The sequence below is a fragment of the Marinobacter xestospongiae genome (assembly GCF_023156385.1).
Taxonomy (GTDB): domain Bacteria; phylum Pseudomonadota; class Gammaproteobacteria; order Pseudomonadales; family Oleiphilaceae; genus Marinobacter; species Marinobacter xestospongiae.
Genome location: NZ_JAKZAK010000004.1, coordinates 81,152 through 95,722, shown reverse-complemented (window position 1 = coordinate 95,722; position 14,571 = coordinate 81,152). Strand labels below are relative to the sequence as shown.

Annotated in this window: 11 protein-coding genes; 10 read left to right on the top strand and 1 reads right to left on the bottom strand. The window is 61.4% G+C overall.

Going from position 1 to position 14,571, the window contains the following annotated elements:
• The first annotated feature begins 22 nt into the window (after positions 1 to 22).
• The 8 genes from odhB (at position 23) to rluB (ending at position 9,038) form a co-directional block, all read left to right on the top strand.
• Positions 23 to 1,240 (top strand): 2-oxoglutarate dehydrogenase complex dihydrolipoyllysine-residue succinyltransferase, encoded by a 1,218-nt coding sequence (gene odhB / locus MLD24_RS03835; RefSeq protein WP_227171366.1) that lies wholly within the window; start codon positions 23 to 25, stop codon positions 1,238 to 1,240.
• Between the two features lie 55 nt (positions 1,241 to 1,295).
• On the top strand, positions 1,296 to 2,735 hold the full coding sequence (gene lpdA, locus MLD24_RS03830; protein WP_248164292.1) for a dihydrolipoyl dehydrogenase: 1,440 nt from the start codon (positions 1,296 to 1,298) through the stop codon (positions 2,733 to 2,735).
• A 219-nt stretch (positions 2,736 to 2,954) separates the two neighbouring features.
• Positions 2,955 to 4,121, top strand: a complete 1,167-nt coding sequence (gene sucC / locus MLD24_RS03825; RefSeq protein WP_248164290.1) for an ADP-forming succinate--CoA ligase subunit beta — start codon at positions 2,955 to 2,957, stop codon at positions 4,119 to 4,121.
• Positions 4,121 to 4,993: a succinate--CoA ligase subunit alpha gene (gene sucD / locus MLD24_RS03820; protein ID WP_227171363.1), complete on the top strand. Its 873-nt coding sequence runs from the start codon at positions 4,121 to 4,123 to the stop codon at positions 4,991 to 4,993. The genes sucC and sucD overlap by 1 nt, the downstream gene beginning before the upstream one ends.
• Before the next feature lie 231 nt (positions 4,994 to 5,224).
• Positions 5,225 to 6,439: a tryptophan--tRNA ligase gene (locus MLD24_RS03815; protein WP_227171362.1), complete on the top strand. Its 1,215-nt coding sequence runs from the start codon at positions 5,225 to 5,227 to the stop codon at positions 6,437 to 6,439.
• A gap of 24 nt (positions 6,440 to 6,463) precedes the next feature.
• A complete protein-coding gene (locus MLD24_RS03810) occupies positions 6,464 to 7,306 on the top strand; it encodes a segregation and condensation protein A (protein ID WP_248164287.1) in 843 nt (280 codons plus the stop codon).
• Between the two features lie 25 nt (positions 7,307 to 7,331).
• Positions 7,332 to 8,000, top strand: a complete 669-nt coding sequence (scpB, locus tag MLD24_RS03805; RefSeq protein ID WP_248164285.1) for an SMC-Scp complex subunit ScpB — start codon at positions 7,332 to 7,334, stop codon at positions 7,998 to 8,000.
• Positions 8,001 to 8,075: 75 nt separating this feature from the next.
• Entirely contained in the window at positions 8,076 to 9,038 is a 963-nt protein-coding gene (gene rluB / locus MLD24_RS03800) for a 23S rRNA pseudouridine(2605) synthase RluB (RefSeq protein WP_248164270.1), read from the top strand.
• A 1-nt stretch (position 9,039) separates the two neighbouring features.
• Here the strand turns inward: rluB and MLD24_RS03795 are convergent, their stop codons facing one another.
• Entirely contained in the window at positions 9,040 to 9,972 is a 933-nt protein-coding gene (locus MLD24_RS03795) for a GGDEF domain-containing protein (protein ID WP_248164259.1), read from the bottom strand.
• A 344-nt stretch (positions 9,973 to 10,316) separates the two neighbouring features.
• Between MLD24_RS03795 and MLD24_RS03790 the strand changes: the two genes are divergently transcribed.
• A complete protein-coding gene (locus MLD24_RS03790; protein ID WP_248164256.1) occupies positions 10,317 to 11,003 on the top strand; it encodes a GntR family transcriptional regulator in 687 nt (228 codons plus the stop codon).
• Positions 11,004 to 11,065: 62 nt separating this feature from the next.
• Positions 11,066 to 14,560: a chromosome segregation protein SMC gene (smc, locus tag MLD24_RS03785; protein ID WP_248164252.1), complete on the top strand. Its 3,495-nt coding sequence runs from the start codon at positions 11,066 to 11,068 to the stop codon at positions 14,558 to 14,560.
• Positions 14,561 to 14,571: the final 11 nt, after the last annotated feature.

Here is a 14,571-nt window from a genome sequence, read left to right as displayed (position 1 = left end):
GCTACCGAACTAAGGATCCGAGATGTCAACTGAAATAAAAGCCCCTGTTTTTCCCGAGTCGGTTGCTGAAGGCACCGTCGCGACCTGGCACAAGCAGCCTGGTGAGGCCTGTTCCCGGGACGAGCTGATCGTCGATATCGAAACCGACAAAGTCGTCCTCGAAGTGGTTGCTCCGGCTGACGGTGTAATCGAGGAAGTGATCAAGGGTGAAGGCGATACCGTCGAGAGCGGCGAAGTCATTGCCAAGTTCAAGGAAGGTGCAGCTGGCTCCGCTCCGGCTGCCGAGTCCAAAGACGCGCCGGCCGAGAAGGCGGAAGCCGAACAGGCGCCTGCAGCGGCCAGCGGTGATGCAGTGCTGAGTCCGGCGGCCCGCAAGCTGGCGGAAGAGAAGGGCGTTGACCCGTCCGCTATCCAGGGCACCGGCAAGAATGGCCTGGTGACCAAGGAAGACGTTCAGAAGCACGTTGACGGCGCCAAGTCTGCCCCTGCCGCTGCGCCGGCAGCTGCCGCTGCACCAGCCGCCCCGGTTGCTGCCGGCGAGCGTCCGGAGAAGCGGGTACCGATGACCCGTCTGCGCTCCAGCATTGCCAAGCGTCTGGTTAGTGCCCAGCAGAACGCCGCCATGCTGACCACCTTCAACGAAGTCAACATGAAGCCGCTGATGGATCTGCGCAAGCAGTACAAGGACGGCTTCGAGAAGCGTCATGGCATCAAGCTCGGTTTCATGTCCCTGTTCGTCAAGGCGGCCACCGAAGCGCTGAAGCGTTTCCCGATGGTGAATGCCTCCATCGACGGTAATGACATGGTCTACCACGGTTACCAGGACATTGGCGTTGCCGTGTCCAGCGACCGTGGCCTGGTGGTACCGGTTCTGCGTGACACCGATGCCATGGGTCTGTCCGATATCGAGAAGAAAATCGTCGAATATGGCACCAAAGCCCGTGATGGTAAGCTCGGCATCGAAGAAATGACCGGCGGCACCTTTACCATTTCCAATGGTGGTGTGTTCGGTTCCCTGATGTCCACGCCGATCCTCAACCCGCCGCAGACGGCAATCCTGGGTATGCACAAGATCCAGGAGCGTCCGATGGCGGTGAACGGTGAAGTGGTGATTCTGCCGATGATGTATCTGGCATTGTCATACGATCACCGTATGATCGACGGAAAAGAAGCAGTTCAGTTCCTGGTGGCTATCAAGGAGATGGTGGAAGATCCGGCGCGGATTCTGCTGGACGTTTGACGCCTGCGGGCGTCTACACCACCGTTACTCAACGAATCGGAAAACAGGATAAGACATGTCTGACAAGTACGACGTTATCGTCATTGGTGCCGGCCCGGGCGGCTACGTGGCAGCGATCAAGGCGGCCCAGCTGGGTCTGAAAACCGCCTGTGTGGAAAACTGGACCTCAGACGATGGCAAGCAGGTACTGGGCGGTACCTGCCTGAACGTGGGCTGTATCCCCTCCAAGGCACTGCTGGAGATTTCCCACAAGTTTGAGGAAACCCGCGACCATTACGCCGAGCAGGGTATTGAGGCCACTGGCGTCGATATCAATGTTGGCAAGATGATGGAGCGCAAAGACGGCATCGTTAAACAGCTGACCGGCGGTATTGCCCAGCTGTTCAAGGCCAACGGCGTCACCCCTCTGCACGGCCGTGGCCGTCTGCTGGCGAACCGTCAGGTGGAAGTGACAGATAATGATGGCAAGGCCAAGACCTACGAAGCCGAGAACGTCATCATCGCCACCGGTTCCAACCCGATTGAGATCCCGCCGGCGCCGCTGAAAGACGGCTTCATTGTTGACTCCGAGGGTGCCCTGGAGTTTGACGAAGTGCCCAAGCGCCTGGGTGTGATCGGGGCCGGTGTTATCGGTCTCGAACTCGGCAGCGTCTGGGCGCGTCTGGGTTCCGAGGTTACTGTGCTGGAAGCGCAGGACACTTTCCTGCCGGCGGTTGACCAGCAGGTCGCCAAGGACGCCCTTAAGCAGTTCAAGAAGCAGGGCCTGAACATCAACCTGAAAGCGCGGGTTACTGGCACCTCGGTCAAGCGCAACCTGGTGTACGTCAACTACGAAGACACCAAGGGTGAGCAGGAGCTGAAGGTCGACAAGCTGATCGTTGCTGTGGGCCGTCGCCCCAACACCGACAACCTGCTGGCGGCTGACTCCGGCGTTAACCTGGACGAGCGTGGCTTCATCTTCGTCGATGAAACCTGCAGCACCGACGCTCCGGGCGTGTGGGCGATCGGTGACGTGGTACGCGGACCGATGCTGGCTCACAAGGCCTCTGAAGAAGGTGTCATGGTTGCCGAGCGCATCGCCGGTCACAAGCCGCAGGTCAACTACGACTGCATTCCGAACGTGATCTACACCGCGCCGGAAGTGGCCTGGGTCGGTAAGACAGAAGAGCAGCTCAAGTCCGAGGGCGAGGCCTACAAAGTGGGTACCTTCCCGTTCGCGGCCAACGGTCGTGCCATGGCGGCCAACGCAGCGTCCGGTCTGGTCAAGATCATCGCCGATGAGAAGACCGACCGGATTCTGGGCTTCCACGTGGTCGGGCCGCAGGCCTCCGAGATCGTGGCCCAGGGTGTGATTGCGATGGAATTCGGCTCAACCGCCGAAGACCTGGCGCTGACCTGTTTTGCCCACCCGACCCTGTCCGAATCCGTCCACGAGGCGGCCCTCGGGGTCAACGGTGGGGCGATTCACGTCGCCAACCGTCGCAAGAAGAAGTAACGCAGTTCGCAGAACAGGGGCGCCAAAGTCGGCGCCCCGTTGTCATTAAGGTGGCGTTCTCGAGCGTGTTCCGGCCGGCAGGGGTGATCCCCCGTGGGCCATACCGGATTCGCGTACAGGTACCTGTCGTGATCAGACCCCTGGGTGTGATGCCGACAGGATCTGGCGGATTCAAATTCCGTATATGGTTATCCTCCATCAATAAGCGGGACAAAAACTATGAATTTGCACGAATATCAGGCCAAGCAGCTGTTTGCTGAGTACGGCCTGCCAGTATCCAAGGGCATTGCCTGCGATACCCCCAAAGACGCGGCAGCTGCGGCGGACGAAATCGGTGGCGACGGCTGGGTTGTGAAAGCCCAGGTTCACGCCGGTGGTCGCGGCAAGGCTGGTGGTGTGAAGCTGGTCAAGAGCAAGGACGAAATCCGTGCCTTCGCCGAGAACTGGCTGGGCAAGAACCTGGTCACCTACCAGACCGACGAGAACGGTCAGCCGGTCAGCAAGATTCTTGTTGAGTCCCTTACCGATATCGATCAGGAACTGTACCTGGGTGCGGTTGTAGACCGTGGCACCCGTCGTATCGTGTTCATGGCATCCACTGAAGGTGGTGTCGAGATCGAGAAAGTGGCCGAAGAAACCCCGGAGAAGATCCTCAAGGCCGAAGTCGATCCGCTGGTTGGCGCACTGCCGTACCAGGGTCGCGAGCTGGCCTTCAAACTGGGCCTGCAGGGCAAGCAGATTGGTCAGTTCACCAAGATCTTCATGGGTCTGGCGAAACTGTTTGAAGACCACGACCTGGCACTGCTGGAAGTGAACCCGCTGGTCGTGACTGACGAAGGCGATCTGCACTGCCTCGACGCCAAGATCAACGTCGACAGCAACGCCCTGTACCGTCAGAAGAAAGTCCACGAGATGCACGATCCCTCCCAGGAAGATCAGCGTGAGGCCGATGCGGCCAAGTGGGAACTGAACTACGTGGCACTGGAAGGCAACATCGGTTGCATGGTTAACGGCGCAGGCCTGGCCATGGGCACCATGGACATCGTCAAGCTGCACGGTGGCCAGCCGGCCAACTTCCTCGACGTAGGTGGCGGCGCGACCAAAGAGCGTGTCACCGAGGCGTTCAAGATCATCCTGTCTGACGACGCGGTTCAGGCGGTTCTGGTAAACATCTTCGGCGGCATCGTTCGTTGCGACATGATTGCTGAAGGCATCATCGGTGCGGTCAAGGAAGTGGGCGTGAAGGTTCCCGTGGTTGTCCGTCTCGAAGGTAACAACGCCGAACTGGGCTCCAAAGTGCTCGCAGAGAGCGGCCTGAACATCATCGCTGCAACCAGCCTGACGGATGCTGCAGAGCAAGTCGTTAAAGCTGCGGGAGGTAAGTAATGAGCGTCCTGATCAACAAAGACACCAAAGTCATCTGCCAGGGTTTCACCGGTGCCCAGGGCACCTTCCACTCTGAGCAGGCCATCGAGTACGGCACCCAGATGGTTGGTGGTGTCAGCCCCGGTAAAGGCGGAACCGAGCACCTGGGCCTGCCGGTGTTCAACACCGTTCGCGAAGCCGTTGAAAAGACTGGCGCAACCGCAACTGTGATCTACGTACCGGCGCCGTTCTGTAAAGACGCGATCGTCGAAGCGGCAGACGCTGGCATCGAGCTGATTGTCTGCATCACCGAAGGCATCCCGACCATCGACATGCTGTACGCCAAAGAGTACGTCGATCAGAAGGGCGTTCGCATGATCGGGCCGAACTGCCCGGGCGTGATCACGCCGGGCGAGTGCAAGATCGGCATCATGCCGGGTCACATCCACAAGCCGGGCAAGGTTGGTATCGTGTCCCGCTCTGGTACTCTGACCTACGAAGCGGTCAAGCAGACCACTGACCACGGTTTCGGCCAGTCTACCTGTATCGGTATCGGTGGCGACCCGATTCCGGGCTCCAACTTCATCGACATCCTCAAGCTGCTGCAGGAAGATCCGCAGACCGAGGCAATCGTGATGATCGGTGAGATCGGCGGTACCGCCGAGGAAGAAGCCGCGGCCTTCATCAAGGCCAACGTCACCAAGCCGGTGGTATCCTACATCGCCGGTGTGACTGCGCCTCCTGGCAAGCGCATGGGCCACGCCGGTGCCATCATTGCCGGTGGTAAGGGTACTGCGGACGAGAAGTTCGCTGCTCTGGAAGACGCTGGTGTTAAGACCGTACGCAGCCTGGCTGACATCGGTGACGCACTGAAGGAAGTGACCGGCTGGTAACAGCGTCGGTGCACTGACCAGAAACCCCCGCAGCCCGGCTGGCCCGGACTGCGGGGGTTTTCTGCTTTCTGGGGTTCCTTCATGGGCGTGCCGGCGTTAACCTCGCGCATACAACCGTCTATAATGGTCGGTCTGCCTTTTTCCAGGCCCGATCCAGTAAGATGGCAGCAAGAAGTGCTGACTGTTCGTCCGCTGTTTCGCCAAGATCCCGAAATGTAAGGAGTCCATGCATTGAGTTCTGTTGATTCCCAGCAACGTGTGCTGTCAGGAATGCGTCCGACCGGCAAACTGCACCTTGGTCATTACCATGGTGTGCTGAAGAACTGGGTCAAGCTCCAGCATGAGTATGAGTGCTTTTTCTTTGTTGCGGACTGGCACGCGCTGACGACCAATTACGACAACCCCGAATCGATCGAGAACAGCGTCTGGGATATGGTGATCGACTGGTTGGCGGCCGGCGTCAATCCTGGCTCGTCCACCCTGTTTATCCAGTCGAAAGTGCCTGAACACGCCGAACTGCACCTGTTGCTGTCGATGATCACCCCGCTGGGTTGGCTGGAACGGGTGCCCACCTACAAGGACCAGCAGGAAAAGCTTCGTGAGAAGGATTTGGCCACCTACGGTTTCCTGGGCTACCCGCTGCTGCAGAGCGCCGACATCCTGATGTACCGGGCCGGCAGAGTGCCGGTTGGCGCGGATCAGGTGTCCCACGTTGAGATTACCCGGGAAGTCGCCCGACGGTTCAATCACCTGTACGGCCGTGAGCCGGGGTTTGAGGAGCAGGCGGAGAGTGCCATCGTCAAGATGGGCAAGAAAAACGCCAAGCTCTACCGGAATCTCAAGAAACGCTATCAGGAAGAGGGCGATCTGGAGGCGCTGGACACCGCCCGTGCGCTGCTTAAAGAGCAACAGAACATATCCCTGGGCGACCGGGAGCGCCTGTATGGCTATATTGAGGGTGGCGGGAAGGTGATTTTGCCGGAACCTCAGCCATTGCTGACGCCGGAATCCAAAATGCCGGGGCTGGACGGCCAGAAGATGTCCAAGTCCTACGGCAACACCATCGGTCTGAGAGAAGAGCCCGACGCCGTTGCGCAGAAGATCCGCACCATGCAGACCGACCCGCAGCGGGTGCGGCGCACCGATCCGGGGGAGCCGGAGAAATGCCCGGTGTGGGGATTGCACGGTGTCTACTCCGATGAATCCACCCAGGCGTGGGTACAGCAGGGCTGTCGCAGTGCCGGTATCGGCTGTCTCGATTGCAAGAAGCCACTGATCGACGCCATTGTCGAGGAGCAGCGGCCGCTGCATGAGCGGGCGCGTGAGTACGAAGACAGTCCGGATCTGGTGCGCTCAATCATTGAGGAAGGCTGCGAGCAGGCGCGGGACGCCGCCCGCGATACCCTTGAAGAGGTGCGCACGGCCATGGGCCTGAGTTACCGCTAACCGATTTTTCAACCTGGATACCCCATGACTGAAGAGCTGGCCAGTGAGCACAGTGCAGCGGCAGGCGCCGAGCCGGAAGCGGCGGAGGCGTCAGATGCCGTGGCACTGGTGGCCGGCAAACCGCTGGTCGACCTTCCCAAGGATCTCTACATTCCGCCGGATGCGCTGGCGGTGTTCCTGGAGGCGTTCGAAGGGCCTCTGGATCTGCTGCTGTACCTGATTCGGCGGCAGAACATGGACATCCTCGATATCGATGTCAGCGAAATCACCCGCCAGTACATGGAATACATCGAGGTGGTGGAGGCCATGCGCTTTGAGCTGGCGGCGGAATACCTGGTCATGGCGGCGACCCTGGCGGAGATCAAGTCACGGATGCTGTTGCCTCGCCAGGAGAGTGAAGACGAGGAAGAGCTGGACCCCCGTGCCGAGCTGATCCGCCGCCTGCAGCAGTACGAGCGTTTCAAGAAGGCAGCGGAAGACATTGACCAGCTTCCCAGGCAGGAGCGGGATACCTTTTCCGGCTCGGCGGCGCTGCCCAAGCTGCCCAGCAGCCAGCCTCATCCCGATGTGGAGATGAGGGAGATGCTGCTGGCGTTGCAGGGTGTGCTGAAACGGGCGGACCTGTTCACCAGCCACCAGGTCGAACGGGAGAAGCTGTCCACCCGGGAGCGCATGTCGGCAATCCTCTCGGCGCTCAGTGGCGAGCGCTTTGTCAGCTTCGAGGCGCTGTTTACCCCGGAAGAAGGCCGGCTTGGAGTGGTGGTGACCTTCCTGGCGACGCTGGAGCTGGTCAAGGAGCAGCTGATCGAGGTGGTCCAGGCCGAGGTGCTGGGCCCCATTCATGTACGGGCGAGGGCGGTGGACTAGCCGCCCGACAGACGATCCAAGAGCTATGACTGAAGAAATCATCCAACGGCTGCAGGCCATTGTCGAAGCGGCCCTGCTGGCAGCCGGCAAGCCGCTGTCCATGGATCAGCTGGTGGCGTTGTTCCCCGAGAACGACCGTCCCACGCGGCAGGCCCTGGAGCATGCACTGGCGCGGCTGGAAGAGGCCTGTGAGGGCCGCGGCTTCGAGCTGCGCAGGGTGGCCAGTGGCTACCGTCTGCAGGTGCGGGAAGAGTACGCGCCGTGGGTTGCACGGCTGTTTGAGGAAAAACCGCAGCGCTATACCCGGGCCCTGCTGGAAACCCTGGCGTTGATTGCCTACCGCCAGCCCATCACCCGGGGCGAGATAGAGGAAATCCGGGGGGTTACCGTCAGCAGCAACATTGTGCGAACGCTGATGGAGCGGGAATGGGTTCGCGTGGTGGGTCATCGGGATGTGCCCGGTCGACCGGCGATGTACGCCACCACCCGCCAGTTTCTGGACTATTTCAATCTCCGCAGTCTGGATCAGTTACCGCCCCTGTCCGAGGTGCGGGATCTGGAAGACATCGGTCGGGAGATCGAACGCAACATGCAGGGCGAGATCCAGTTTGATGCCGCCGCCGGGGACGCTCCGGATCAGGCGGCCAATGAACCGGGTGCCGGCACCGCAGAGCCAGACCCGACGCTGCACTGATCGCCCGCCGCAATCATACTGACTACCACCGCCGGGGCAATGTCGCCCCGGCCCGATCGACGAAGGTAACGATTCATGTCATCACAACATTCCCGGCCCAAGGCTGCTGAACCGGCCACTACCGGCCCGGAGCGGCTGCAGAAACTGTTGGCCCGAGCCGGCCTGGGTTCCCGTCGGGAAATCGAGTCCTGGATCGCCGAGGGCCGCATCAAGGTCAACGGCGAGGCGGCCATCACCGGCCAGAAGGCCACCACCGAAGACCGGGTCGAGCTTGACGGTCGGCGGGTGGATCTCAGTTCCGCCGCGGAAGTGACCCGCCGGGTGCTGGTCTACAACAAGCCCGAGGGCGAAGTCACCTCGCGTCAGGACCCGGAAGGCCGGCCGACGGTGTTTGACCGGTTGCCGAGACTGAAGGACCAGCGCTGGATCGCGGTAGGCCGGCTCGACATCAACACTACCGGGCTGATGCTGTTCACCACCGATGGTGAGCTGGCCAATCGCCTGATGCACCCATCCCACGAAATCGACCGGGAATACGCCGTACGTATTTTCGGGGAAGTGGATGAAGCGATGATTGCGCGACTCAAGGAGGGGGTGTTGCTGGAAGACGGTATGGCCCGCTTCAGCGACATTGCCGAAGCCGGTGGCAGCGGGCTGAATCGCTGGTTCCACGTCACCCTGATGGAAGGGCGTAACCGGGAGGTGCGACGCCTGTGGGAATCCCAGGGGGTGAGAGTCAGTCGCCTGAAGCGGGTGCGCTATGGACCGATCTTCCTGCCCAGCCGGTTGTCCGTGGGGCGTTGGGAAGAAGCCGGTCAGAAGGCGGTAGACGACCTCAGTCGCTCGGTGGGTCTGGAGTCGGTGGCGATTCCGGCCAAAACGCCGGGGGAGAAGGCCGCCCAGGATCGCCAGCGCCGGAAGCAGCCGCCCAAGTCTGCCCGTCGTAGCGGCGCTAAGTGGCAGGTCAGCGGTACCCGGCCGTCGTCCGCTAAAGAGGGCGGCAAGGGTCGGGGCAAGCCCAGTCGCAAGCCGCGCTAGCTCAGATAATGCGGTCCGACACCCGGGTCTGGTTGCGGCCGCGGGATTTGGCGCGATAGAGCGCCTCGTCGGCCCGTGCCTGCCACTGTTCCGTGTCTTCGCCTTTCTGGCGGGTGGCGACCCCCAGGCTGCAGGTAATGGCAACGTTCTGTTCGCCGCAATTGAGTGAGAAACTCGATACCCGGGCGCGGATGCGCTCGGCGACCAGACGGGCATCGTTCTCGGTGGTGTGGGGCAGCAGGATGGCGAATTCCTCGCCGCCGAAGCGGAAGAGGCCGTCAGAGCCGCGGATGGCCTGTTCAATCTGCGCGGCGGCTTCCTGCAACAGGTGATCGCCAATGATGTGGCCGTGGGTGTCGTTCACCCGTTTGAAGTGGTCCAGATCGCACAGAATCAGGCTGTACTCTTCGCCGTGGCGGTCGCCGCTGGAGCAGGCCTTCAGCAGTGACTCGTCCAGCGCCCGCTTGTTGGGTACGCGGGTCAGGGCGTCGGTCAGGGCGGTTTGCTGCATGGCGGCAAACTGGCAGGCGTTGCGGATCGGGCAGATTGCCACCGACAGCAGCTGCTCGATGGCGGCCAGCTCCTCTTCGGCAAAACGACGGCGGCGGTTGATGGTGATCAGACCGTAGCTTTCGCCTTCCAGGTTGAGGCGGTACTCGCAGTGGTGCTGGCCACCGAGACCGATGCTGAACACCATCTCCTGACGGCCGATGCGGTGCCGGTAAGTCAGTTGGTCATACTCGACCAGCTCCTTGAGGCTGTCGGCAAACATCGCCACCTGCTGATCCAGGATCAGGGTGGTCCCCAGGCGCCGACTCAAACGGAGCAGGGGGTTGTCGCTCTGCTGCCATTCCGTGGTGGCTTGCCGCAAGTTGGCCAATTGGTCCGTGGCCTTGCTGATACGGGCAATGCTGGGGGTGTGTTTGCTCGACATGGTACATCCTCGAAGTGATCTGCTCCTGTTAAAGCAGACTTTGTGCCAGTACCAAATAAGGCATTATTATCAGCCTGGTAAGTCCGGGTATTGATAGGCTTCCAAGGATTTTCAGGGGCGGTTGACGGTTATTTGACGCAAAACCGGCGGCACATTGCCGGAGCAGGGTGGCAGAAAACCGACGCCAGTCTTGCCGGCGGAAAAATTGCCCCAGGCACTGGGGCCGAAACCTGGCTGTGGTACACTTGCCGCCCACTATCGGAGCTGGTTTCGCCGGCATCCGGCAAAAACATGACGCCCGCCAACCGGGTTGGCCAATTATTCAAAGGACAGCGTTCAGACCCATGCAGTTCCAGGCACCGGAAAGTCTTTCCGAACAGATCGCCCAACATCTTGGCCAGCGCATTATTACCGGTGTGCTGGCGCCGGGTGAGCGGGTTCAGGAACTCAAGGTTGCCGGTGAGCTGGATGTCAGTCGCGGCTCGGTGCGTGAGGCGCTGCTGATTCTTGAACGTCGCTACCTGGTGGAGATCTTTCCGCGTCGGGGAGCGGTGGTGTCCCGGCTGACACCCTCTCTGGTCAACAGTCTGTATGACATCTATATCGAGTTGCTGTGCATGCTGGGCCGCAAGGTGCTGGAGCAGTGGTCGGCGGAAGACCTGGCCGGCCTGTTTGCGGCCATGGATGAGCTTCAGCGCACCCTGAAACAGACTGCCGGGCCGTCGGATGATGACGGTATCCGCCGCGTGGTGGACGCCGGCTTCGGGCTGATGCGCTATGCCTATGGCCTGGTGGACAACCCCTTTCTGGAGGAAACCCTGGAGAACTTCCGTCCTGCCATCAGCCGCACCTACTACGTGGCCATGGAGGGATACCAGGGGGGCACCGACAATACCCAGCAGTTCCTGCAGGAACTGACGGTTGCTGTGCAGCAGGGCGATGCCGATGCGCTGGATGCGGCCATTCGCCGTTTTGGTGAGCACCAGCGCCGCCAGGTACTGGCCATTCTGGAACAGGAAACGACCGCCTGAACCGGCCCACGACCGGCCTGCCACCGGTTGCCTGACTCGCCTAGAGAACGAAGACTACCGACATGCGCCTCAAATCGATCAAACTGGCTGGTTTCAAATCCTTCGTGGACCCGACCACGGTACCGTTCCCGACCAACATGACCGCCGTGGTCGGGCCAAACGGCTGTGGCAAGTCCAACATCATCGACGCCGTGCGCTGGGTTATGGGCGAGAGTTCCGCCAAGTACCTCCGCGGCGAATCCATGACAGACGTGATCTTCAACGGCTCCAGTGCCCGCAAACCCGTGGGTCAGGCGTCGATCGAACTGGTGTTCGACAACGGCGATGGTTCGGCACCGGGGGAGTTTGCGCAGTTCGCTGAAATCTCCGTCAAACGCCGGGTCTCCCGGGAGGGCCAGTCCGAGTATTTCCTCAACGGCTCCAAATGCCGGCGTCGCGATATCACCGATCTGTTCCTGGGCACCGGGCTGGGGCCTCGCAGTTACGCCATTATCGAGCAGGGCATGATCTCGCGCCTGATAGAGGCCAAGCCTGAGGAGCTGCGGGTTTACATCGAGGAAGCGGCCGGTATCTCCAAGTACAAGGAGCGTCGTCGTGAAACCGAGAACCGTATCCGCCGCACCCAGGAGAACCTTGAGCGTCTGACGGACCTGCGGGAGGAGCTGGATCGTCAGCTTCAGCACCTCAAGCGCCAGGCCCAGTCAGCGGAAAAGTACAAAGCCTACAAACAGGAAGAGCGGCAGAAGAAAGCCGAACTGACGGCGTTGCGATGGCAGTCACTGGATAGCGACCTGCAGACCTGGCGCGGCAAGATCAGCGAAACCGAACTGGAACTGGAACGGCTGTTGACGGAGCGGGTGAGCCTGGAGTCCTCCCTGGAATCGTTGCGGGAGAGTCATCACGAGCGCACCGAACACTTCAACAAGGCCCAGGCCCGCTACTATGAGGCCGGCGCCGACATTGCCCGCATTGAACAGAGCCTGGAGCATCAGCGCGAACGCGGTCGCCAGGCGGCAACCGAACTGGATCAGGCGCTCGCCAACCAGCGCGAGCTGACCCGTGAACTGGAACAGGACGAAGCCAAGCTGACCGGCATTCAGGAAGAAATTGACATGCTGGAGCCGGAGCAGGAAGCCTTGTCGATGCGCTCCGAGGAATCCGGCGAGCAGTTGCAGCAGGCGGAAGAGGCCATGGCCGAGTGGCAGCAGGGGTGGGAGGCGTTCAGTGCCCGGTCCTCCGATGCCCGGCGGCAGGCGGAGCTGGCGCAGTCGCGCATTCGCTCACTGGAAGATGCCATCGAGCAGCTGCGCCAGCGACAGCAACGCCTGAGCGAAGAGCAGACACTGCTGGAAGGTCAGCTTGACCGGGAAGAGCTGGAGTTGCTGCAGGAACAGGAAGAGACCCTGCTGATGCAGCGGGAAGAGGCCGCCGAACGGATCGAAAGCATCAACGATCGCTACCAGCAGGTCCGTCAGCAGTTGCGGGACGCCGACCAGGTGGTGGTGGAGCAGCGCCAGCGTGCCCAGACCCTTCGGGCCACGCTGGATTCCCAGCAGGCGCTGTTGGATGAGCAGCTTGGCAGCGGCGATGAGCCACTCCAGCAGTGGCTGACCGAGCATGGGCTGATTGATCTGCCGCGGATGGCGCAACAGCTGTCCATCACACCAGGGTGGGAATTTGCCGTTGAGCAGGTTCTGGGGCAGTTCAGCCAGGCGGTCAGCGTGGCTGATATGAGCGCCCTGGAGCAGGCGTTAGCCGGTGCGCCCAAAGGCGTGGCCCTGGTCACCACCGACGCAGACGCCGGTGCCAGGCCAGGCTCCCTGCTGGATCAGGTTGGCCAGGCCGGTGGCCTGACCACCATGCTGGCGGCGATCCGCACTGCCGACTCCCTGGAGCAGGCACTGCAACAGCGTGATCAACTGCCGCCGGGAGAGTCCATCGTCACCCGGGAGGGCATCTGGCTGGCTCGCCACTGGCTGCGCATGCCGGACTCCGATGCCGGCCAGATGGGGGTACTGGAGCGCCAGAACAAACTGGAGCAGCTGCAGTCGGACTTTGATCTGGCCGAGACCGCTCTGGCGGATGGCGAAGAGCGCCTGCTGCAGGCCCAGGAAGCCCAGGAGCGGATGGAAGCCGAACGCGAGGAGGCTCAGGCCAGTCTGGCGGACGCCGACCGGGAGCGCTCCGGTCTGGCATCACAGATCAGCGCCCTGCGGGCCCGCAGTGAACAGATCGATGCCCGCCTGCAGCGCATCCGGGACGACATCGAAGACGTCGCCGAGCAGCAGGTGCTACAGCGCGAACAGCTTGATGAGCAGCGCGAGGAATGGCAACTGGCCCTGGCCGAGAGCGAAGACAGTGACGAGGAAAAAGAGCGCCTGCTGGAACAGCGCGACCGGCTGCGGGAAAACCTCGACCGGTTACGTCAGGATGCCCGTCACGACCGGGATCACGCCCACCAGTTGCAACTGCAGTTGCAGTCCCTGCACAGCCAGCGGGACGGCCTGAAGCAGACCATCGAGCGGATGCAGATGCAGAAGGAGCGCCTGGAAGAGCGGGTGGACGTGCTGCGGGAAACCCGGGAGAGCGCCGAAGAGCCGCTGGAAGACCTGCAGATGCAGCTGGAAGGCCTGTTGGAGCGGCGCCTGGCAGAGGAAGAAAAGCTTTCCCGGGCCCGGGATGCGCTGGAAGACATCGACCGGGAAGTGCGGGAGAAAGAGCAGGGCCGTGGTGGAGCGGAGCACCGAATCCAGGACGTTCGCGGGCAGCTGGAAAAACTGAAGATGGAAAGCCAGGCGCTGGAAATCCGTGCCGGCAACCATGTGGAACAGCTGCAGGAGCTCAATGTCCGGCTGCGGGATGTGCTTGAGGCGATGCCGGAGGAGGCCACTGAAAAGGACTGGGCCGAGGAGCTGGAGAAAATTGCCGCCCGCATCCAGCGCCTGGGTGCCATCAACCTCGCCGCGATTGAGGAGTACCAGGTTCAGAGTGAGCGCAAGACCTACCTCGACAGCCAGCATGAAGACCTGATGGAAGCGCTGGAAACCCTCGACAATGCCATCCGCAAGATCGACCGGGAGACCCGCCAGCGTTTCAAGGAGACCTTCGATCAGGTCAATGGTGGTTTGCAGGCCTTGTTTCCCAAGGTCTTTGGGGGAGGCAACGCCTATCTGGAACTGACCGGTGAGGACCTGCTGGAAACCGGTGTGGCCATCATGGCCCGCCCTCCCGGCAAGAAAAACAGCACCATCCATCTGCTGTCCGGTGGTGAGAAGGCGCTGACCGCCATCGCCCTGGTGTTTTCCATCTTCCAGCTCAATCCGGCACCGTTCTGTATGCTGGATGAGGTGGATGCGCCGCTGGACGATGCCAACGTGGGTCGTTACGCCAATATGGTCAAAGAGATGTCTCAGCATGTACAGTTTATCTACATCTCCCACAACAAGATCGCCATGGAGATGGCGGACCAGTTGATGGGGGTGACCATGCATGAGCCGGGATGCTCCCGGTTGGTGTCGGTGGATGTGGAAGAGGCGGCCGCGCTGGCAGAGGCCTGAGCAAACGCCAA